Source organism: Pseudomonas sp. C8002 (assembly GCF_013385765.1).
Taxonomy (GTDB): Bacteria; Pseudomonadota; Gammaproteobacteria; order Pseudomonadales; family Pseudomonadaceae; genus Aquipseudomonas.
In genome coordinates this window covers 104,377-125,162 of sequence record NZ_JACAPJ010000005.1, presented here as the reverse complement: position 1 = coordinate 125,162, position 20,786 = coordinate 104,377, and the positions used below count along the sequence as shown (strand labels likewise).

The following is a 20,786-nucleotide window of genomic DNA, read 5'->3' as shown; positions in this document are numbered from 1 at the left end:
TGGATAACCGCCTATTTACCGATACAGAAGCTTGAAAAGATCCGCCCCAACAAATCATCGGAGCTGAATGCGCCGGTGATCTCACCCAACAGCTGCTGCGCCTGGCGTAAATCTTCAGCCAGCAGCTCACCGGCTCCTGCCAGCGTCAGTTGCGCACGGCCATGCTCGAGGGCGGCGCTGGCATGCCGCAGTGCCTCCAGGTGCCTGCGACGAGCGCTGAAGCTGCTTTCCGAAGTCTGCTCGTAGCCCATGCACGCTTTCAGATGATCGCGCAGCAGTTCCAGCCCTTCTCCTGAAGCCTTGGCACTCAAGCTGATTGTCACGTGGCCATCTTCACTGACTTCCAGGGCAATTGCCTCGCCCGTCAGGTCAGCCTTGTTGCGAATCAGCGTGACCTTGGCCGGGTCCGGCCGTTGTTCGAGGAATTCCGGCCACAGTGCGAACGGGTCTGCAGCCTCTGGCGCGGTGGCATCCACCACCAGCAACACGCGGTCAGCTTCCGTGATGGCCTTCAACGCGCGTTCCACCCCGATCTTTTCCACCTGGTCATCGGTGTCACGCAGTCCAGCGGTGTCCACCACATGCAGGGGCATGCCATCGATGTGGATATGTTCGCGCAGGATATCCCGCGTGGTGCCGGCGATCTCGGTGACGATCGCGGCCTCTCGCCCGGCCAGGGCATTGAGCAGGCTCGACTTGCCGGCGTTGGGACGGCCGGCAATCACCACGGTCATACCGTCACGCAGCAAGGCACCTTGCCCGGCTTCGCGCAGCACTGTGGATAACTCATCACGAACCTTATCCAGCATCGCCAGGACATGGCCATCGGCAAGGAAGTCGATTTCTTCCTCCGGGAAATCAATCGCGGCCTCCACGTAGATGCGCAAGCTGATCAATTGCTCGGTGAGGTTATGCACACGCAGGGAAAACGCGCCCTGCAACGAGCGCAACGCATTGCGCGCAGCTTGTGCAGAGCTGGCTTCGATCAGGTCGGCAATCGCCTCGGCCTGGGCCAGGTCGAGTTTGTCGTTGAGAAACGCGCGTTCGCTGAATTCACCCGGACGTGCCAGGCGGCAACCCAACTGCAGGCAACGCTGCAGCAGCATGTCCAGAACGATCGGGCCGCCGTGGCCTTGCAGCTCCAGGACGTCTTCGCCGGTAAAGGAGTTCGGCCCCGGGAAATAAAGGGCGATACCTTCATCCAGCACTTCTTCATCAGCACCTAAAAACGGCCCGTAATGCGCATACCTCGGCTTCAGTTCCCGCCCACTGATGGCCTGGGCCGCCACGCCGGCGAGCGGCCCGGAAATACGAACGATACCGACACCACCACGACCTTGAGCGGTGGCGACAGCGGCGATGGTTTCACGAGGAGCGCTCATGGCGGGTACCCGGATAAAAGTGACAGAAAGCAAAACGCCCCACTAGGGGGCGTCTTGAGTGGTGTTATCCACAGAGTAAATTACGCCTCGGCTTTTTTGGTAGCCGCTTCGATTTTACGTGTGATGTACCACTGTTGGGAGATCGACAGGCAGTTGTTGACCACCCAGTACAGCACCAGACCAGCCGGGAACCACAGGAAGAAGAAGGTGAAGATGATTGGCATCATTTTCATTACCTTGGCCTGCATCGGGTCCGGCGGAGTCGGGTTCAGGCGCTGCTGGATGAACATGGTCGCGCCCATGATGATCGGCAGGATAAAGAACGGGTCTTTGATCGACAGGTCAGTTATCCACAGCATGAACGGAGCCTGGCGCATTTCCACGCTTTCCAGGAGCACCCAGTACAGCGACAGGAACACCGGCATCTGCACCAGAATCGGCAAGCATCCACCCAGCGGGTTGATCTTCTCTTTCTTGTACAGCTCCATCATGGCCTGGGACATTTTCTGCCGGTCATCGCCATGTTGTTCTTTCAGCGCAGCCAGTTTCGGGGCCACGGCACGCATACGCGCCATCGACTTGTAGCTGGCGGCCGACAGTGGGAAGAAGATCCCCTTGATCAGCATGGTCAGCAGGATAATCGAGAAGCCCCAGTTACCCACAATGCTGTGGATATGTTGCAGCAGCCAGAAAATCGGCTGGGCAATGAACCACAGAATGCCGTAATCCACAGTCAGTTCCAGACCTGGGGATAACTCTTTGAGGACTGCCTGGCTCTTCGGACCGGCGTACAACGTGGCGCTGGCTTCAGCCTTGGCACCCGGAGCGACGGTCAACGTCGGGCCAGTAAAGCCAATGATGTAGTTGCCTTGGCTGTCTTTGCGGGTTTGAACCAGGTTGGCATCACCTTTGTTCGAGATCCATGCGGTCACGAAGTAGTGTTGCAACCAGGCAACCCAGCCACCTTGAACGGTTTCTTTCAGCGCGCCCTTGTCGATATCTTTCATCGACACTTTTTTGTACGGCTCGCTACTTGTCCACAGGGCTGCGCCCAGGTAAGTCGCGGTGCCGGTGGCGGTGCTGGAAGAAGGATCGGCGCTGTTGTCACGCTTGAGCTGGGCAAACAGGTTGCCCGTCCACGGCTTCGCGCTTTCGTTGTCGATCAGGTAAGTGACTTTCAGATCGTACAAACCGCGGGTGAAGCTGAAACGCTTGATGTAGTTGACGCCGTCGTGACTGAATTTCAGGTCGACGTTCAACTGGTTCTGGCCATCGGCCAGTTGATAAGTCTTCTGTTCGGTCGAATAAACCGGACGACCGGTAGCACGAGCATCCGGACCGTCAGTACCGGTCAGGCCACTTTGCGCCAGATATACACGTTCGCCACCGTTATCGAACAGTTGGAACGGAACGTCCGGATGGTCTTGGCGACGTGGATACAGCGGCAGCTTCAGCTGGGCGATATCACCACCCTGTGGGTCGATTGCCAGGTCCAGTACATCCGTTTTTACATGGATGAGGTCTTTATTGGTGACGACCGGGGTTTCTACCGGGGTACTGGTATCGGCATTCGCGCTGGGTACATCGGCACTGGCGGCAGCATTGTTACCCAGTGGCGTATCCGGAATAGCCGGCGCCGACTGATTGGTAGCAACATTCTGAGTCGGCAGGGCAGCTTGGCCATAATCCTGGTTCCACTTAAGAACCATAGAGTAGGACACGATTGCCAGGGCGACGATCAGGATCGTGCGTTTAATATCCATGATTACTCGGCCATCGAAGAAGAACGGGAGGTAGGGATAGGCGGAACCGGGTCATAACCACCGGGATTCCACGGATGACAGCGACCTAAACGACGAAAGGTCAGCCAGCCACCGCGCAGAAGGCCATGATTTTCTATGGCTTCCAACGCGTAGCAGGAACAACTGGGGTAGAAACGACAGTGGTTTGCCATCAGGGGACTAATGGCATAGCGGTAAAACTGGATCGGAACGAGGGCCAGTTTACGCATCAGTACTGTCTACCCCTACAGTTTCGGTGCTGACAGCTGGTGCTGGCTTGTTGGTACGAGCCAAACGTTTCCAGAGCTTGCCGAAATGCTGAATCAATTCGGGGTTTTCTACGTCCCCCAAGCCTTTGCGCGCGACGATAACAATATCCCAACCAACCAGAGTCTCCTGGTGGAGGCGAAACGATTCGCGCATCAGACGCTTGAGGCGATTGCGCTCAACGGAGAGCTTTACGCTCTTCTTGCCGATCACCAACCCGAGACGGGGGTGATCCAGATCGTTGTTACGCGCAAGGAGCAGGAGATTTTTCCCCGGAACCTTGCCGGTGGGGGAGTCAAAGACTGCCTTGAAATGCCGGGGGGTTAGCAGACGCTTTTCCCGACTGAAGTCCTGACTCACCACCAGTACCGGATTATCAAACTGCCAGACGCGCACGACCTTTGGCGCGGCGACGCGACAGGACAGCACGGCCGTTCTTGGTGGCCATGCGAGCACGGAAGCCGTGAGTACGGGCGCGTTTGATGGTGCTTGGTTGGAAAGTACGTTTCATGGCGTGTTACCTGGTTCGTCCACAACGGGCCGGAATGGCCCCCGTTTTAAGAGACCGGCGATTCTAGAGAAAGCAAGCCTCTAGGTCAATTTCCAACCAGCTTTTCCTTTAATTAGATATCTGGAGGCCTGCGGACCGAATCCGGGCGATTCGCCTTTCACGAGCAATGCCATAGATATAAAAATAAAGAAGGAAGTTATTTAAAGCTTTTCTGTAAAGCTTATAAAAGCTAGGCACCCCATCTTCTGTGGATAACTGCCGTGAGGCCTTATTCTACGGGCTGTACAGAGAATGACAACACGGGGGAGAAACGGTGCTCTGCCTGTGCTGCGCTATCGGATAAGCTGTGTGTGGAATGGCTAGTTATCCACAGGCCAGTTACCCACAGACTTTCGACCCCACTTGTACAACGAGCTTAGGGGCGCTTATCCACAGAGCTTATGCACAGACCATTTGTCGCCTTTTTTACGGTTAAGGCATTGATTCTTGGCGCCCTGTGAGCAACCTACATGTGGATAAGTGGGCGGCTGGCCGCTACAATGGCGGCTGTTTTTGCCTCACCGGCTTTCAACTTAGGGGATATCCGTGTCAGTGGAACTTTGGCAGCAGTGCGTGGAGCTTTTGCGCGATGAGCTGCCTGCCCAGCAATTCAACACCTGGATCCGTCCGCTACAGGTCGAAGCCGAAGGCGACGAGTTGCGTGTCTACGCACCCAATCGTTTTGTTCTCGACTGGGTCAACGAGAAATACCTGAGCCGCGTTCTCGAATTACTCGACGAACACGGCAACGGGCTTGCTCCGGTGCTCTCCTTATTAATAGGCAGCAAACGTAGCTCGGCACCTCGTGCTGCGCCGAATGCACCGTTGGCAGCCAGTGCCTCCCAGGCTCAGGCCGCTGCGGCACCTGTTAATAACTCGCCAGCCCCGGTCGCCCAGACGCCTTCGAAATCCTCGTCGCAGAAAAACGCGCCTATAAATGAAGAGCCGTCCCGCGACAGCTTTGACCCAATGGCCGGCGCCAGCTCACAACAGGCCCCGGTTCGTGCCGAACAGCGCACCGTCCAGGTAGAGGGTGCGCTCAAGCACACCAGCTATCTGAACCGCACGTTCACCTTTGAGAACTTTGTCGAAGGTAAATCCAACCAGCTGGCCCGCGCGGCTGCCTGGCAGGTCGCCGACAATCCCAAGCACGGTTACAACCCGCTCTTCCTTTATGGTGGCGTTGGCTTGGGTAAAACTCACTTGATGCACGCCGTGGGTAACCACCTATTAAAGAAGAACCCGAATGCCAAGGTCGTGTACCTGCACTCGGAGCGCTTCGTGGCCGATATGGTCAAGGCGTTGCAGCTCAACGCCATCAACGAGTTCAAGCGGTTCTACCGTTCCGTTGATGCCTTGCTGATCGATGACATTCAATTCTTCGCCCGCAAGGAACGTTCCCAGGAAGAGTTTTTCCACACGTTCAACGCGTTGCTCGAAGGTGGCCAGCAGGTCATCCTGACAAGTGACCGTTATCCGAAGGAAATCGAAGGCCTGGAAGAGCGCCTGAAGTCGCGCTTCGGCTGGGGCCTGACCGTAGCGGTAGAACCGCCGGAGCTTGAAACCCGCGTCGCGATCCTGATGAAAAAGGCCGACCAGGCCAAAGTCGACCTGCCGCACGACGCCGCGTTCTTTATCGCCCAGCGCATTCGCTCCAACGTGCGTGAACTGGAAGGCGCACTCAAGCGGGTCATCGCTCACTCGCACTTCATGGGGCGTGACATCACCATCGAGCTGATTCGCGAATCCCTGAAAGACCTGCTGGCGTTGCAAGACAAGCTGGTGAGTGTGGATAACATCCAGCGCACCGTTGCCGAGTATTACAAGATCAAGATTTCCGACCTGCTGTCCAAGCGCCGTTCGCGCTCGGTAGCACGTCCCCGCCAGGTAGCGATGGCGCTCTCCAAAGAGCTGACCAACCACAGCCTGCCGGAAATTGGTGATGTGTTTGGCGGTCGCGACCACACCACGGTCTTGCACGCGTGCCGCAAGATCAACGAACTTAAGGAATCCGACGCGGATATTCGCGAGGACTACAAGAACCTGCTGCGTACACTGACTACTTGATGAACACCAGCGCAGCTTATTAAGGCAAGGGACTAGACCATGCATTTCACCATTCAACGCGAAGCCCTGTTGAAACCCCTGCAACTGGTCGCAGGCGTCGTCGAGCGCCGACAGACCTTGCCGGTGCTTTCCAACGTATTGCTGGTTGTCGAAGGCCAGCAATTGTCCTTGACCGGTACCGACCTGGAAGTCGAGCTGGTCGGTCGCGTCCAGCTCGAAGAGCCCGCCGAACCCGGCGAGATCACCGTGCCGGCGCGCAAGCTGATGGACATCTGCAAAAGCCTGCCCAACGACGCGCTGATCGACATCAAGGTTGATGAGCAAAAGCTGGTGGTCAAGGCCGGTCGCAGCCGTTTCACCCTGTCGACCTTGCCGGCCAACGACTTCCCGACCGTGGAAGAAGGCCCAGGCTCGCTGACCTGCAGCCTGGAACAAAGCCGACTGCGCCGTTTGATCGAGCGCACCAGTTTCGCCATGGCCCAGCAGGACGTGCGTTATTACCTTAACGGCATGCTGCTGGAAGTCTCCGAAGGCATCATCCGCGCCGTAGCCACCGACGGTCACCGACTGGCCATGTGCTCGATGAAAGCCGATATCGGTCAGCCGGATCGCCACCAGGTGATCGTGCCGCGTAAAGGTATTCTGGAACTCGCGCGCCTGCTGACCGAGCCGGATGGCAATGTCAGTATCGTGCTGGGCCAGCACCACATCCGCGCGACCACTGGCGAGTTCACCTTCACTTCCAAGCTGGTTGACGGCAAGTTCCCGGATTACGAGCGCGTTCTGCCAAAAGGCGGCGACAAGCTGGTGATCGGTGATCGTCAGGCCCTGCGTGAAGCGTTCAGCCGTACCGCTATTCTTTCCAACGAGAAATACCGTGGTATCCGCCTGCAATTGGCCAACGGCCAACTGAAAATCCAGGCGAATAACCCTGAGCAGGAAGAAGCGGAAGAAGAAGTGGGCGTCGACTACAACGGCGGCAACCTGGAAATCGGCTTCAACGTCAGCTACCTGTTGGACGTGCTGGGCGTGATGACCACTGAACAGGTTCGCCTGATTCTGTCTGACTCCAACAGCAGCGCCCTGGTACAAGAATCCGACAACGATGACTCGGCTTACGTTGTCATGCCGATGCGCCTGTAATCATGTTCAGCAGAAGCTAGATGTCCCTCAGTCGCGTCTCGGTCACCGCGGTGCGCAATTTGCACCCGGTGACCTTCTCCCCCTCCCCCCGCATCAATATCCTCCACGGCGCCAACGGCAGTGGCAAAACCAGCGTGCTGGAAGCCATTCACCTGCTGGGGCTCGCTCGTTCCTTTCGCAGTGCCCGCTTGTTACCGGTGATTCAGTACGAACAACTGGCGTGCACAGTATTTGGCCAAGTCGAATTGGCCGAAGGCGGTCATAGCAGCCTGGGGATTTCTCGTGATCGTCAGGGGGAGTTTCAAATCCGCATCGATGGGCAGAATGCTCGCAGTGCTGCGCAGCTGGCAGAAATCCTGCCACTGCAACTGATCAACCCGGACAGCTTCCGCTTGCTGGAAGGCGCGCCAAAAATCCGCAGGCAATTCCTCGATTGGGGAGTGTTCCACGTGGAACCGCGTTTCATGGCCACTTGGCAGCGCCTGCAGAAGGCCCTGCGGCAGCGGAACTCATGGCTGCGGCATGGTACACTTGACGCCGCTTCACAAGCTGCTTGGGACCGGGAACTGTGCCTGGCCAGCGCTGAAATAGATGAATACCGCCGCGCCTATATCAAAGCCTTGAAACCAGTCTTTGAGCAGACCTTGAGCGAGTTACTTGAACTCGAGGGGCTGACGTTGAGCTACTACCGTGGTTGGGACAAAGACCGGGAACTGAGTGCAGTGCTCGCGACGTCCTTGCAACGGGATCAGCAAATTGGTCACACCCAGGCCGGACCACAACGGGCTGATTTGCGCCTTAGATTGGGCGCACATAATGCTGCGGATATCTTGTCCCGCGGTCAGCAGAAGTTGGTGGTCTGCGCTTTGCGTATCGCCCAGGGGCATCTGGTTAGCCAGGCCCGGCGCGGGCAATGTATTTATCTGGTGGATGACTTGCCGTCCGAACTGGACGAGCAGCACCGCCGCGCGTTATGCCGCTTGTTGGAAGACTTACGCTGCCAGGTGTTTATCACCTGTGTAGACCACGAATTATTGAGGGAAGGCTGGCAGACGGAAACGCCAGTCGCTTTGTTCCACGTGGAACAAGGCCGTATCACCCAGACCCACGACCATCGGGAGTGAAGGCATGAGCGAAGAAAATACGAATACGTACGACTCGACCAGCATTAAAGTGCTTAAAGGTTTGGATGCCGTACGCAAACGTCCCGGTATGTACATCGGTGATACCGATGATGGCAGCGGTCTGCACCACATGGTGTTCGAGGTGGTCGATAACTCGATCGACGAAGCTTTGGCCGGTCACTGCGACGACATCAGCATCATCATCCACCCGGACGAATCCATCACCGTACGCGACAACGGTCGCGGCATTCCGGTAGATGTGCATAAAGAAGAAGGCGTTTCGGCGGCAGAGGTCATCATGACCGTGCTCCACGCCGGCGGTAAGTTCGACGATAACTCCTATAAAGTATCCGGCGGTTTGCACGGTGTAGGTGTTTCGGTAGTAAACGCCCTTTCTGAAGAGCTGATCCTGACTGTACGTCGTAGCGGCAAGATCTGGGAACAGACTTACGTTCATGGTGTTCCACAGGAACCGATGAAAATCGTCGGTGACAGCGAAAGCACTGGTACGCAGATTCACTTCAAGCCTTCGGCTGAAACCTTCAAGAACATCCACTTCAGCTGGGACATTCTGGCCAAGCGGATTCGTGAACTGTCTTTCCTGAACTCCGGTGTGGGTATCGTCCTCAAGGACGAACGCAGCGGCAAGGAAGAGCTGTTCAAGTACGAAGGCGGTCTGCGTGCGTTCGTTGAATACCTGAACACCAACAAGACCGCGGTCAATCAGGTGTTCCACTTCAACATCCAGCGTGAAGACGGCATCGGCGTAGAAATCGCCCTGCAGTGGAACGACAGCTTCAACGAGAACCTGTTGTGCTTCACCAACAACATTCCTCAGCGCGATGGCGGTACTCACCTGGTGGGTTTCCGTTCTGCACTGACGCGTAACCTGAACACCTACATCGAAGCGGAAGGCTTGGCGAAGAAACACAAAGTCGCCACCACCGGTGACGATGCCCGCGAAGGCCTGACCGCCATTATCTCGGTCAAGGTTCCGGACCCGAAGTTCAGCTCCCAGACCAAAGACAAGCTGGTGTCCTCCGAAGTGAAGACAGCGGTCGAACAGGAAATGGGCAAGTACTTCTCCGACTTCCTGCTGGAAAACCCGAACGAAGCCAAGCTGGTTGTCGGCAAGATGATCGACGCAGCACGGGCTCGTGAAGCGGCGCGTAAAGCCCGTGAGATGACGCGTCGTAAAGGTGCGCTGGATATCGCCGGCCTGCCGGGCAAACTGGCTGACTGCCAGGAGAAAGACCCTGCCCTCTCCGAACTGTACCTGGTGGAAGGTGACTCTGCTGGCGGTTCCGCCAAGCAGGGTCGCAACCGTCGCACCCAGGCCATCCTGCCGTTGAAGGGTAAGATCCTCAACGTCGAGAAGGCGCGTTTCGACAAGATGATTTCCTCGCAGGAAGTCGGCACCTTGATCACCGCCCTGGGCTGTGGCATCGGCCGCGATGAGTACAACATCGACAAGCTGCGCTACCACAACATCATCATCATGACCGATGCTGACGTTGACGGTTCGCACATCCGCACCCTGCTGCTGACGTTCTTCTTCCGTCAGTTGCCGGAGTTGATCGAGCGTGGCTACATCTACATCGCCCAGCCGCCGTTGTACAAAGTGAAAAAAGGCAAGCAAGAGCAATACATCAAAGACGACGACGCCATGGAAGAGTACATGACGCAGTCGGCCCTGGAAGATGCGAGCCTGCACTTGAACGACGAAGCCCCGGGCATCTCCGGTGAAGCGTTGGAGCGCCTGGTAAACGACTTCCGCATGGTGATGAAGACCCTCAAGCGTTTGTCGCGCCTGTACCCCCAGGAGCTGACCGAGCACTTCATCTACCTGCCATCCGTCAGCCTGGAGCAGTTGGGTGATCATGCCCACATGCAGGCTTGGTTGGCCCAGTACGAAGTCCGCCTGCGTACCGTTGAAAAATCCGGCCTGGTCTACAAAGCCAGCCTGCGTGAAGACCGTGAACGTAACGTCTGGCTGCCAGAGGTCGAACTGATCTCCCACGGCCTGTCGAACTACGTCACCTTCAACCGCGACTTCTTCGGCAGCAACGACTACAAGACGGTTGTTACCCTCGGCGCGCAACTGAGCACCCTGCTGGACGACGGTGCTTACATTCAGCGTGGCGAGCGCAAGAAAGCGGTCAAAGAGTTCAAGGAAGCCCTGGACTGGTTGATGGCGGAAAGCACCAAGCGCCATACCATTCAGCGATACAAAGGTCTGGGCGAAATGAACCCGGATCAGCTGTGGGAAACCACCATGGACCCAGCCCAGCGTCGCATGCTGCGCGTGACCATCGAAGACGCCATTGGCGCGGACCAGATCTTCAACACCCTGATGGGTGATGCGGTCGAGCCTCGTCGTGACTTCATCGAGAGCAATGCCCTGGCGGTTTCCAACCTGGACTTCTGATCAGGTTGCAGCGCAAAAACAAAAAAGGCCAACGCTTAGCGTTGGCCTTTTTTATGGGCTGGATATGAGCATTTTATAAATGCTCCACGTGGAACATCTCAGTCCTCGGAAGCCGCCGTCACACTCTCCAACCGATATCCGTACCCATAGATCGTCAGCAACTGCCAACCCCGATCCGCCGTCAGCCCGAGCTTATTCCGCAGCCGATAAATATGCGTATCCAGCGGCCGCGACGACACCATCTCCTCATGGGTCCAGAACCGTTCATACAGGTACTCTCGAGACAGCGGCCGCGCCAGGTTCTCAAACAGGCACCGCGCCAGGCGGTATTCGCGCTCCGTCAGGCTGATGGGTTTTCCCGCCCTGCTCACCGTGAGTTCAGCATCATCAAAGGTCAGGTCATTGAAGGTATGCACCTCACTGACTGCAGACTTCTGCAACCCGTGGCGACGCAGAACGGCATTCACCCGAGCCTTAAGCTCGTTGGGACGAAACGGCTTGCTGACGTAATCATCGGCACCACTGTTCAGCGCCTGGACGATATCGCTCTCGGCATCGCGGCTGGTAAGCATGATGGCGGCTGGCGGCGCTTCCATGTGCTCGCGGGTCCAGCGCAGCAATGCCAGGCCACTGAGGTCGGGTAGTTGCCAGTCAAGGATCAGCAAGTCAAAGGTCTCGCGGCGCAGTTGTCGCAGCAGGTCTTCTCCACGCTCGAAGCAGTGCAGGGCCCATGGCTGATCCGCAGCGCTGGGGATTTGTCGCAGTGTCTGTTCCACCCGCCGCAGTTCAGCAGGTTCGTCATCCAGTATTGCGACACGCATGGCAGGGTCCTTTCTTATTGAAGAATGCGGGCATCGAATCTGAACAATTATGGCCAGATTCTCAGGCCCTCTGAATCTCTCGGTACGCTGATATCAAATGGCCGCAAGCCATTGGAAATCGTCAACACCCAAGCTGGGAAGATACCGGCTCGAGACCTTCAGGAAAAGGATCAATGGCAATCTGGTTTTATGCTGTTTCGAGACGTATGGCCGTTCTGGGGAAGGTTGATGTATGGGGAAGACTGGTATTGGTGGTGATGGTTGCTACGCTGGGCACGGAAACGGTCGGGGCCAATAAGCCGGCGGTACCTATGCCGTTCGAGGAACGGCAGACTTTGAGTGAGCCCGGCAATGGCATGGGCTTCGCCCGTTCACCGTTTCAGCAACTCAGCGAACAGCAGCAGACCCAACGTTGGGTATTTTAAGTACCCGCAAATCTGAACAAATGTTGCGAATCGGTCCGATGCACCTATGTTGTAGGTAAATTCGCTCTCGCTGGATGACACACGGATTGGAGCGACGGAAGTGCTCCGACACAGGGACGTGTCATCTTCTGCAATGGATCTCACGCCCCCAGATATTTCGGCTATCGACTGGATACCTCATCGAGTATCGTAGACGGTACTCAAGGTCTTCCCGCTGCAAGACGCTGCCTGAAAGTGCTTTCTGATGACCCATTAGAACTAGAATCTTGATGAGCGCCATGACCTTTTTCCCTTGCCGATTCCGCTCTGCCGCTTCTACGCTGTTGAGTTCGGGCCTGATCGTTACGCTTGGCGTAGTGAGTCTTCCGGCCTTGGCACGCCCTGCCCCTCCCCGTGCACCCTATATCGACGACAACCGGATGTGCCGCGCGCAACCGCTTCCGGCAGTGGTGCAGCACCTCACGGGGGAAGCCTGGAAACTGGATGCCAAGGGTGTGTCCACGGCCCTGGAAGAAGGCATGTTCATTGATGAACAAGAAAGCGTGAAAACCTCATCGGGCGCATTTGTCAGCCTGATGCTGGGGGACGGCTCGCGGATTGTCTTGCCCTCCAGCTCCCAGGTCCGATTGCATCTGGTCGAGGAGCAATCCATTCCCCAGGTGATTCTTGAAGAAGGTCAGGTCGAGGCTTACGTGATCAAGCGTGCCAGCGACTATGACCGTTTCCAGATCATGACCCCGGTGGGCGTTCTGGGGGTACGCGGCACGCATTTCCGTGTGCGTAACGATGGCGAACAATCGCTGGTGGAAGTACTCAACGGGCAAGTGGCGGTCAATCGTGATGACGCTCCACCGAGCCCGCGCCCTATCAAGAAGAAGCCCATTACCGGTCCAGTCTCTGGTGAAGTAAAGGTTGGTGCGCGGCAGGGCCTGGCCTTCAAAAAACAAGGTGAACTCAAACCCGTGGAACTGCTTGATGCGCCACGGTTGGTCGGCCAGGACGGTCAAAAGGGCGATGCGCCTGTCTGGACCCTGTTCCTGCGGCCATTGGCCGGGGCCCAGCGCTACCGGGCCCAGGTCGCGACCGATAAGGAGTTTCTGAACATCAAGCAGGAAAACTTCTCCGACAAGCCGCAAATGCGCTTCACTGGGCTGAAAGCATCGTTCTATCACGTTCGCTTGTCGGCATATGATGAACACGGGCTTGAGGGAGAAACCGGGGTTTATGACATTTTCTATTACCCACCCGCGAACCGCGTGCAGTAGTGCCCTGGACGCGAGCCGGTGAGGCTGTGGCACAGGGCTGAAAAGCGCCAACCGACTCAGGCTCAGCGGCTGTTCAATGGCCTGGTGCGCGAATGGCTGTGGGTCAGCCTGTTGCTATTACCCATCACGGCCTTCCTGTCCCTGAGCCCTGGCCTGGCCCTCAATAACCTGCTGTATGACAGCCTCCGCCGGCTGGCGCCTTTATCGGTGGATCCACGCATCCTGCTGGTAACGATCGACGACCGAAGCCTGAAGGAACTTGGCCAATGGCCATGGTCCCGACGTGTGCATGCCGACCTGCTTGATCGGCTGAGCGCCGCCAAGCCTGCCGGCATCCTGTTTGATGTGATCTTCAGCGAGCCCGCCCGGGAGCCAGCCAATGACCTGCGCCTGGCCGAGGCTATGTGCAACGCTGGCAACGTCCTGTTGCCTTTGATTCGTGAAGGCTCGCCGCGCTACGGCCAGCCTGTGGCGCAAATCCTGCCCGTGTTGCCCTTGCGTGATTGCGCCCGTAGCGTCGGCCATATCAACGTGGAAGCGGACAGCGACGGCATCGTTCGAAGCCTGTATTTGCGTGAAGGTCCACCAGGTAATTTGACACCGCAGTTAGCCTGGCTGGCGTTTGAACTGAGCGGCCAGCCATCCCTAATGCCGGGCGCACCTGGTCCGTCGGAAAGCTCCAGCTGGCAGCGGGAAAATGCCATTCGAATTCCTTTTATTGCCAGTCATGCTGGCTTTCCCAGCGTGCCGTATATCAGTGTCTTGCGCGGGGAGGTGCCATCCGAGTTGCTGCGCGACCGCTTGATCCTGATTGGCGCTACGGCACCGGGCATGGGCGACCGTTATGTCACGCCGCTTTCGGCCAGTGTCGGCACCACCCCGGGCGTGGAGATCCAGGCAAATATTCTCAATGGCTTGCTGCAAGGGCGCAGTATTGTCGATCTGCCCGTGTGGATGGCGACGCTACTGGCCACCGCGATGGTCGCGGTGCTGTTGGGCCTTCTGCTGTTTCGCCCGCGTTATGCACTGTGGCTGACCCTCGGTTGCATGGTGGCTGCGCTTCTGGGTTCATGGGGCCTGTTGCGCCTGGGCCATTGGTGGTCGCCGGCAGCAAGTCTGATTGGCATGCTGCTCAGCTACCTGATCTGGAACTGGCGGCGCCTGAGCGTGATCCTGGCCTACTTCGGCTGGGAACTGGCACGCCTGGACAACGAACCCAAAGTGCTCCCGGAGCGCCGTCGAGCGCCCGCCAGCCAGGGTGATGTATTGCAGGGACGAATCTTCGCCCTCGAACAAGCGGTCAGCCGTACCCGGGACACTCGTCGCTTCATGGCCGATGGGCTGGAATGTTTGCCTGTAGCAACCTTGATTACCGACCCCAAGGGCAACGTCCTGCTGGCCAATCGAATTGCCCGCGATGTGTTCGGCAATGAACTGGTGGCCGAAAACCTCTTGGATCAGCTCGCCGCATTGGGTTATCCACCGCTGCAGGACGGTGTTCGCCCTGCCCTGTCGACGCTGGATATTGTCGAGTTCCGCGACACCCTTGACCGCAGCCTGCGCCTCGACCTGGCGCCGCTGCTGCCTGCAGACGGTGACGTGGCCCTGGGCTGGCTGCTGAGCCTCACAGACCTGAGCATTGAGCGTGATGCCCAGCAGCAACGGGAGACCCTGCTGCGCTTTCTGTCCCATGACCTGCGTGCGCCGCATTCGGCGATCCTGGCCCTGTTGGATGTTCAGGACTCCGCCGCGCCCATATTTGCGCAGATCGAACAACAAGTCCGCCGTGCCCTGAACCTGACCGAATCATTCGTGCAGTTGGCGAAAGCCGAATCCGATGGCTACCAATTCCAGCCCAGCCTGTTCGCCATGTTGGTACTCGACGCATTTGATCAAGTCGCAGTGCACGCCCAGTTGAAAGGCATTCGCCTGGTCCATCACCTGGATGAAGACGGCGAAGAAATGGTGTGGGCGGATCAATCGCTGCTGACCCGCGCCTTATTCAATCTGTTGGAAAATGCGGTGAAATACAGCCCATCGGGCACCACCGTTACGTTAAGCCTGACCAGCCATGAAGACGCTTTGCAGTGCCGTATCAGCGACCAGGGGCGAGGAATCTCCCCGCAGGATTTGCCCGAACTCTTCGCTCAATACCGGCGCTTCGCCTCGGCTCAGGGCAGTGAAGGATTGGGGTTGGGGCTGACCATGGTCAAGGCCGTCGTGGATCGTCACGGTGGGAGAATTCGCTGCGAGAGCGAGGTGGATAAAGGTACGACCTTCATCCTTCAACTGCCATTGTGGCGAGACTGAATCGCGGCTTTTCACCTGTGCATAAAAAACCGGTCTCAAGGACCGGTTTTTTAATGCGGAAAAAACTTATGCACCTTTTCCGCCGTTTTATGAGCTTGGGAAATATGTAAGTAAATCAGCAGCCTATAAGCTAAAAAGCGCAATTCGCCAACAAACCGTACACAGGTTATCCACAGAAACTCAAATCACCGGCGTGTCGACCACAACCGGCTCCGGCGGCAACGAACCCATGGCCCTTTGTTGCGCTTCATTCCATGCCTGGGCACGGTCGTTCAGCGCTGCAATGGCACGTGGGCCTTCGCCCTCGGCATACATGGGCTCGCCAATGATTACAGTGATGGTGCCTTCACGCTTGGCCCAGCCGGTCTTTGGCCAGAACTTGCCGGCATTGTGGGCAATTGGCAGCACCGGCAGCCCGGCGTTCACCGCCAGGGCCGTACCGCCACGTGAGAACTTGCCCACAGTGCCGTAGGGCACGCGTGTGCCTTCAGGGAAGATCAGCACCCAAACCCCATCCTTCAACAGCTCATCGCCCTTCTTGGCCACATGCTTGAGTGCGGCCTTGGGGTTGTCGCGGTCGATGGCGATCGGTCGCAGCATGGCCATGGCCCAGCCGAAGAATGGTACGTACAGCAGCTCACGCTTGAGCACCTGGCTCAGGGGCGAGAAATACGCAGACAGGAAAAAGGTTTCCCAGGTGCTCTGGTGGTTCGACAGAATCACACAAGGCTGGTCCGGGACGTTTTCGGCGCCCCTGATCTCGAAACGAATGTTCAGGAACACCTTGGTCAACCACAGCGCGCAGTTGCACCAAAAGACGTTGATGAAACGATAGCGCGCCTTGAACGGCAGGAAAGGCGCGATAAAAAAGCTCAGGGTGCACCAGAGAAAAGAGCTGGTGCCCAACAGCAGGTAAAAGAAGAAGGTTCTGATGGCCTGCAAAATCGACATGGCGGCATTTACCGTTGCGGGACAACGCCCGCCTGTTAAAAGCGCGCTCCCGAACAGTCCTTGGTCAGGAAGTCAGAAGGGCTGCTAGTTGTTGATAAGTTCTGCGGCAACCGCCGCCAGATCGTCAAAAATCAAAGTACCTACCGGCAGGGTTTTAGCCTGGGTCTTTTCGCCTTTCCCGGTTTTTACCAAAACTGGCTGAGAGTCGACGGCTTTGGCGGCTTCCAGGTCACCGAGGCTGTCCCCGACAAACCATAGCCCAGCCAACGGCACGTTGTAATGTTCAGCAATAGTTTTAAGCATACCCGGTTTGGGCTTGCGGCAATCGCAGCCTTCATCCGGGCCGTGCGGGCAATACACCACCAGCCCTACTTCACCGCCCTGCTCGGCCACCAGCGTGCGCAGGCGCGCGTGCATGGCGTCGAGGGTGGCGATGTCGTAGTAGCCGCGGGCGATGCCGGACTGGTTGGTGGCGATGGCCACCGTCCAGCCCGCTTTGCTCAACTGCGCGATGGCCTCGATCGAGCCGGGCAGTGGAATCCATTCCGCCACCGATTTGATGTAAGCGTCGGAGTCGTAATTGATCACTCCGTCCCGATCGAGAATCAGCAGTTTCAACATGGTCAGCTCAGTACGGAAATGTCAGCGATATTGATGAACAGGCCGCGCAGGCGCGCCAGCATGGCGTAGCGGTTTTTCCGCACGCCCGCGTCTTCGGCATTGATCATCACCGCTTCGAAGAACGCATCCACCGGCTCACGCAAGGTGGCCAGGCGCGCCAAGGCTTCGGCGTAGTTGCGTTCGGCGATCAGCGGCTTCACTGCGTTTTCCGCCTTGGCGATGGCCGAGTTCAGCGAGAACTCCTTGGCATCGGCAAACAGGCCCGGGTCGACTTCGGCATTACCGAGGTTGTCGGCCTTGCTCAGCAGGTTCGACACACGCTTGTTCACGGCGGCCAGGGCACCGGCTTCCGGCAGCTTGCGGAAGGCCTGTACGGCCTGCACACGCTGGTCGAAGTCCAGCGCCGAACCTGGTTGCAGGGCACGTACCGACAGGTACACCGAAACGTCCACACCTTCGTCTTCGTAACGCGCACGCAGACGGTCGAACACGAACTCCAGCACTTGCTCGGCCAGGCCCGCTTGCTTGACCTTGGCACCGAACTGGCCAACCGCAAACACCACGGCCTGGGTCAGGTCGAGGTCGAGCTTCTTGTCGATCAGGATGCGCAGCACGCCCAGGGCCGCACGGCGCAGCGCATACGGGTCTTTGCTGCCGGTAGGCAACATGCCGATACCGAAGATACCGACGAGGGTATCCAGCTTGTCAGCGATGGCCACGGCCGCACCGGTGAGGGTGGTCGGCAGCTCGGCGCCGGCACCGCGCGGCATGTACTGCTCGTTCAGCGCGAGGGCGACGTCCTGCGGCTCGCCATCATTCAGGGCGTAGTAGTAACCGGCAACACCTTGCATCTCCGGGAACTCGCCGACCATCTCGGTGGCCAGGTCGCACTTGGACAGCAGGCCGGCACGCGCAGCCCAGGCAGCATCGCCACCAATGCGTGGCGCGATGTAGGCCGCCAGCTTGGAAACCCGTACGGCCTTGTCGTATACGCTGCCGAGTTTTTCCTGGAACACCACGTTCTGCAGGCGCAGGTTGAAGTCTTCGAGCTTCTGCTTCTTGTCTTGCTTGAAGAAGAACTCGGCGTCAGTCAGGCGCGGGCGAACGACTTTTTCGTTACCGGCGATGATCTGCTGCGGGTCCTTGCTTTCGATGTTGGCCACGGTGATGAAGCGCGGCAGCAGCTTGCCGTCGACGTCCAGCAGGCAGAAATACTTCTGGTTGTCCTGCATGGTGGTGATCAGCGCTTCCTGCGGCACGTCGAGGAAACGCTCCTCGAACGAGCACACCAGCGGCACTGGCCATTCAACCAAAGCGGTCACTTCGTCCAGCAGGCTTGGCGGCACGATGGCGGTGCCTTCCTGCAGGCGGGCCAGCTCTTCGGTACGCTTGCTGATCAGCTCGCGGCGCTCATTGGCATCCGCCAGCACATAGGCTGCACGCAGGTCATTGAGGTAGTTGGCGGGCGCGGTGATGCGCACGGCTTCCGGATGGTGGAAGCGGTGGCCACGTGAATCACGGCCGGCCTTCTGGGCGAGGATGGTGCAGTCGATGACCTGGTCACCGAGCAGCATCACCAGCCATTGGGTCGGGCGCACGAACTCTTCCTTGCGGGCACCCCAGCGCATGCGCTTGGGGATCGGCAGGTCGTTCAGCGAGTCTTCAACGATGGTCGGCAACAGGCTGGCGGTCGGCTTGCCGGTGATGACCTGGCTGAAACGCAGCTTCGGGCCGCTCTGGTCGATCTCGCTCAGCTCGACGCCACACTTCTTGGCAAAACCAAGGGCGGCTTGAGTCGGGTTGCCTTCGGCGTCGAAGGCGGCCTGGCGTGGCGGGCCGTCGAGGTTGATGCTGCGGTCCGGCTGCTGGGTTTCCAGTGCGGTGAGCAACACAGCCAGTCGGCGCGGCGCGGCGTAGACTTTTTTTGCGGCGAACTTCAGGCCAGCGGTTTGCAGGCCTTTTTCGATACCGGCCAGGAATGCGTCGGCCAGGGTATTCAGTGCCTTGGGTGGCAGCTCTTCGGTGCCCAGTTCAACCAGGAAATCTTGAGCACTCATTGTGCAGCCTCCAGCTTAGCCAACACTTCATCACGCAGGTCCGGGGTGGCCATCGGGAAGCCCAGCTTGGCGCGAGCCAACAGGTAGGCTTGGGCGACGGAACGCGCCAGGGTGCGTACACGCAGGATGTATTGCTGGCGCGCAGTTACCGAGATGGCACGACGGGCGTCCAGCAGGTTGAAGGTGTGGGATGCCTTCAGAACCATTTCATAGCTTGGCAACGGCAGCGGCTGATCCAGTTCGATCAGGCGCTTGGCTTCGCTTTCATAGAAGTCGAACAGTTCGAACAGCTTCTCGACGTTCGCGTGTTCGAAGTTGTAGGTCGACTGCTCCACTTCGTTCTGGTGGAACACGTCGCCGTAGGTCACCTTGCCGAACGGGCCGTCAGCCCACACCAGGTCGTAGACCGAGTCCACGCCTTGCAGGTACATGGCCAGGCGCTCGAGACCGTAGGTGATCTCGCCGGTCACCGGGTAGCACTCGATGCCGCCGGCTTGCTGGAAGTAAGTGAACTGTGTCACTTCCATGCCGTTGAGCCAGACTTCCCAGCCCAGGCCCCAGGCGCCCAGGGTTGGCGATTCCCAGTTGTCTTCGACGAAACGGATGTCGTGGACCAGCGGGTCCAGGCCGACATGTTTCAACGAGCCCAGGTACAGCTCTTGGAAGTTGTCCGGGTTTGGCTTCAGAACCACCTGGAACTGGTAGTAGTGCTGCAGGCGGTTCGGGTTTTCGCCGTAGCGGCCGTCAGTCGGGCGACGACTGGGCTGCACATAAGCGGCGTTCCAGGTTTCCGGGCCGATGGCCCGCAGGAAGGTAGCGGTGTGGAAAGTGCCGGCGCCTACTTCCATATCGTAGGGCTGAAGTACCACACAACCTTGCTCGGCCCAGTATTGCTGGAGGGCGAGGATCAAGTCTTGGAAGGTACGCACGGCTGGCGTAGGCTGGCTCACGAAATTCACCTGTTACTTGGGCTGCGATTTAAAGAGCGGGAGTATACCCGATTCGGCCGCGCCACCATCCCCTGGAGCCTTATGCCACGCTGCTTTTGGTGTTCTGAAGATCCGCTGTACATGGCTTATCACGATCAGGAGTGGGGAACGCCGCTGCGCGATGCGCAGGGACTGTTCGAGTTGCTTTTGCTCGAAGGGTTCCAGGCGGGCCTGTCCTGGATCACCGTTTTACGCAAACGCGAGCATTATCGAAAGGTCTTGTTCGGCTTTGATGCGCAGCGTCTGGCCCAACTGAGCGATGCCGAGATCGAAGCGCTGATGCTCGATCCGGGCATCGTGCGTAACCGCCTGAAACTCAATGCCACCCGGCGCAATGCCGCCGCCTGGTTGGCGCTGCAGGACCCCGTGGAGTTTCTGTGGTCGTTTGTGGGCGGCGTGCCCAAGGTCAATCATTTCAAGGACCGCAGCCAGGTCCCGGCCATTACGCCGGAGGCTGAGGCCATGAGCAAAGCCTTGAAAAAAGCCGGCTTCACGTTCGTCGGGCCGACCATCTGCTACGCGTTCATGCAGGCCTCGGGCATGGTCATGGACCACACTCAGGACTGCGACCGTTACGCGGACCTCGCCAACGCCGGTTAGAATGG

At 58.2% G+C, this 20,786-nt stretch carries 18 protein-coding genes; 8 read left to right on the top strand and 10 right to left on the bottom strand.

Features of this window, described 5'->3' with window-relative positions; translation table 11 throughout:
- Positions 1-11 precede the first annotated feature (11 nt).
- The 5 genes from mnmE to rpmH form a co-directional block, all read right to left on the bottom strand.
- A complete protein-coding gene (gene mnmE, locus HX814_RS07200) occupies positions 12-1,382 on the bottom strand; it encodes a tRNA uridine-5-carboxymethylaminomethyl(34) synthesis GTPase MnmE (RefSeq protein WP_177009020.1) in 1,371 nt (456 codons plus the stop codon).
- 80 nt (positions 1,383-1,462) lie between these two features.
- The gene (gene yidC, locus HX814_RS07195; protein WP_177009019.1) at positions 1,463-3,145 is read right to left on the bottom strand and encodes a membrane protein insertase YidC; all 1,683 of its coding nucleotides are present in this window, start codon (positions 3,143-3,145) and stop codon (positions 1,463-1,465) included.
- A 2-nt stretch (positions 3,146-3,147) separates the two neighbouring features.
- On the bottom strand, positions 3,148-3,393 hold the full coding sequence (yidD, locus tag HX814_RS07190; RefSeq protein WP_003213574.1) for a membrane protein insertion efficiency factor YidD: 246 nt from the start codon (positions 3,391-3,393) through the stop codon (positions 3,148-3,150).
- Entirely contained in the window at positions 3,386-3,790 is a 405-nt protein-coding gene (rnpA, locus tag HX814_RS07185; protein ID WP_010168490.1) for a ribonuclease P protein component, read from the bottom strand. The genes yidD and rnpA overlap by 8 nt, the downstream gene beginning before the upstream one ends.
- A gap of 16 nt (positions 3,791-3,806) precedes the next feature.
- Positions 3,807-3,941, bottom strand: a complete 135-nt coding sequence (rpmH, locus tag HX814_RS07180) for a 50S ribosomal protein L34 (protein WP_003213577.1) — start codon at positions 3,939-3,941, stop codon at positions 3,807-3,809.
- A 585-nt stretch (positions 3,942-4,526) separates the two neighbouring features.
- Here rpmH and dnaA point away from each other — a divergent pair.
- Genes dnaA through gyrB form a run of 4 tightly spaced genes read left to right on the top strand, consistent with a single transcriptional unit; the run spans position 4,527 to position 10,742 of the window.
- Positions 4,527-6,047, top strand: a complete 1,521-nt coding sequence (gene dnaA / locus HX814_RS07175) for a chromosomal replication initiator protein DnaA (RefSeq protein WP_032868695.1) — start codon at positions 4,527-4,529, stop codon at positions 6,045-6,047.
- Between the two features lie 39 nt (positions 6,048-6,086).
- Complete coding sequence (dnaN, locus tag HX814_RS07170; protein WP_003213582.1) at positions 6,087-7,190, top strand: DNA polymerase III subunit beta; 1,104 nt, start codon at positions 6,087-6,089, stop codon at positions 7,188-7,190.
- Positions 7,191-7,210: 20 nt separating this feature from the next.
- A complete protein-coding gene (gene recF, locus HX814_RS07165; RefSeq protein ID WP_003213585.1) occupies positions 7,211-8,314 on the top strand; it encodes a DNA replication/repair protein RecF in 1,104 nt (367 codons plus the stop codon).
- Positions 8,315-8,318: 4 nt separating this feature from the next.
- On the top strand, positions 8,319-10,742 hold the full coding sequence (gyrB, locus tag HX814_RS07160; RefSeq protein ID WP_003213587.1) for a DNA topoisomerase (ATP-hydrolyzing) subunit B: 2,424 nt from the start codon (positions 8,319-8,321) through the stop codon (positions 10,740-10,742).
- Between the two features lie 98 nt (positions 10,743-10,840).
- Here the strand turns inward: gyrB and HX814_RS07155 are convergent, their stop codons facing one another.
- Positions 10,841-11,563: a response regulator transcription factor gene (locus tag HX814_RS07155; RefSeq protein WP_177009018.1), complete on the bottom strand. Its 723-nt coding sequence runs from the start codon at positions 11,561-11,563 to the stop codon at positions 10,841-10,843.
- Positions 11,564-11,736: 173 nt separating this feature from the next.
- Here HX814_RS07155 and HX814_RS07150 point away from each other — a divergent pair, with 173 nt between their 5' ends.
- The 3 genes from HX814_RS07150 (at position 11,737) to HX814_RS07140 (ending at position 15,563) form a co-directional block, all read left to right on the top strand.
- The gene (locus tag HX814_RS07150; RefSeq protein ID WP_177009017.1) at positions 11,737-11,988 is read left to right on the top strand and encodes a hypothetical protein; all 252 of its coding nucleotides are present in this window, start codon (positions 11,737-11,739) and stop codon (positions 11,986-11,988) included.
- 269 nt (positions 11,989-12,257) lie between these two features.
- Complete coding sequence (locus tag HX814_RS07145; RefSeq protein ID WP_256343976.1) at positions 12,258-13,253, top strand: FecR domain-containing protein; 996 nt, start codon at positions 12,258-12,260, stop codon at positions 13,251-13,253.
- Positions 13,254-13,271: 18 nt separating this feature from the next.
- Positions 13,272-15,563, top strand: coding sequence for a CHASE2 domain-containing protein (locus tag HX814_RS07140; RefSeq protein WP_177009016.1), 2,292 nt, complete (start codon positions 13,272-13,274; stop codon positions 15,561-15,563).
- Between the two features lie 180 nt (positions 15,564-15,743).
- On the opposite strand, the gene HX814_RS07135 is transcribed toward HX814_RS07140, so the two are convergent.
- From HX814_RS07135 to glyQ, 4 genes are all read right to left on the bottom strand, one after another.
- Positions 15,744-16,514: a 1-acyl-sn-glycerol-3-phosphate acyltransferase gene (locus HX814_RS07135; protein ID WP_177009015.1), complete on the bottom strand. Its 771-nt coding sequence runs from the start codon at positions 16,512-16,514 to the stop codon at positions 15,744-15,746.
- Positions 16,515-16,598: 84 nt separating this feature from the next.
- On the bottom strand, positions 16,599-17,135 hold the full coding sequence (gene gmhB / locus HX814_RS07130) for a D-glycero-beta-D-manno-heptose 1,7-bisphosphate 7-phosphatase (RefSeq protein ID WP_166742131.1): 537 nt from the start codon (positions 17,133-17,135) through the stop codon (positions 16,599-16,601).
- Between the two features lie 2 nt (positions 17,136-17,137).
- Positions 17,138-19,192, bottom strand: a complete 2,055-nt coding sequence (gene glyS / locus HX814_RS07125) for a glycine--tRNA ligase subunit beta (RefSeq protein WP_003213599.1) — start codon at positions 19,190-19,192, stop codon at positions 17,138-17,140.
- Positions 19,189-20,142 (bottom strand): glycine--tRNA ligase subunit alpha, encoded by a 954-nt coding sequence (glyQ, locus tag HX814_RS07120; protein WP_003213601.1) that lies wholly within the window; start codon positions 20,140-20,142, stop codon positions 19,189-19,191. Before glyQ ends, glyS begins: the two co-directional genes overlap by 4 nt.
- An 81-nt stretch (positions 20,143-20,223) precedes the next feature.
- On the opposite strand from glyQ, the gene HX814_RS07115 reads away from it, so the two are divergent.
- Positions 20,224-20,781 (top strand): DNA-3-methyladenine glycosylase I, encoded by a 558-nt coding sequence (locus HX814_RS07115; RefSeq protein ID WP_087694571.1) that lies wholly within the window; start codon positions 20,224-20,226, stop codon positions 20,779-20,781.
- Positions 20,782-20,786: the final 5 nt, after the last annotated feature.

Excerpts from the sequence above, each read along its gene's own strand:
- glyS (WP_003213599.1), bottom strand. The coding sequence starts at position 19,192 with ATGAGTGCTCAAGATTTCCTGGTTGAACTGGGCACCGAAGAGCTGCCA.
- HX814_RS07155 (WP_177009018.1), bottom strand. The coding sequence starts at position 11,563 with ATGCGTGTCGCAATACTGGATGACGAACCTGCTGAACTGCGGCGGGTG.
- HX814_RS07150 (WP_177009017.1), top strand. The coding sequence starts at position 11,737 with ATGGCAATCTGGTTTTATGCTGTTTCGAGACGTATGGCCGTTCTGGGG.
- rpmH (WP_003213577.1), bottom strand. The coding sequence starts at position 3,941 with ATGAAACGTACTTTCCAACCAAGCACCATCAAACGCGCCCGTACTCAC.
- HX814_RS07135 (WP_177009015.1), bottom strand. The coding sequence starts at position 16,514 with ATGTCGATTTTGCAGGCCATCAGAACCTTCTTCTTTTACCTGCTGTTG.
- mnmE (WP_177009020.1), bottom strand. The coding sequence starts at position 1,382 with ATGAGCGCTCCTCGTGAAACCATCGCCGCTGTCGCCACCGCTCAAGGT.
- yidD (WP_003213574.1), bottom strand. The coding sequence starts at position 3,393 with ATGCGTAAACTGGCCCTCGTTCCGATCCAGTTTTACCGCTATGCCATT.
- HX814_RS07145 (WP_256343976.1), top strand. The coding sequence starts at position 12,258 with ATGAGCGCCATGACCTTTTTCCCTTGCCGATTCCGCTCTGCCGCTTCT.
- gyrB (WP_003213587.1), top strand. The coding sequence starts at position 8,319 with ATGAGCGAAGAAAATACGAATACGTACGACTCGACCAGCATTAAAGTG.
- yidC (WP_177009019.1), bottom strand. The coding sequence starts at position 3,145 with ATGGATATTAAACGCACGATCCTGATCGTCGCCCTGGCAATCGTGTCC.
- HX814_RS07115 (WP_087694571.1), top strand. The coding sequence starts at position 20,224 with ATGCCACGCTGCTTTTGGTGTTCTGAAGATCCGCTGTACATGGCTTAT.
- recF (WP_003213585.1), top strand. The coding sequence starts at position 7,211 with ATGTCCCTCAGTCGCGTCTCGGTCACCGCGGTGCGCAATTTGCACCCG.
- gmhB (WP_166742131.1), bottom strand. The coding sequence starts at position 17,135 with ATGTTGAAACTGCTGATTCTCGATCGGGACGGAGTGATCAATTACGAC.
- dnaN (WP_003213582.1), top strand. The coding sequence starts at position 6,087 with ATGCATTTCACCATTCAACGCGAAGCCCTGTTGAAACCCCTGCAACTG.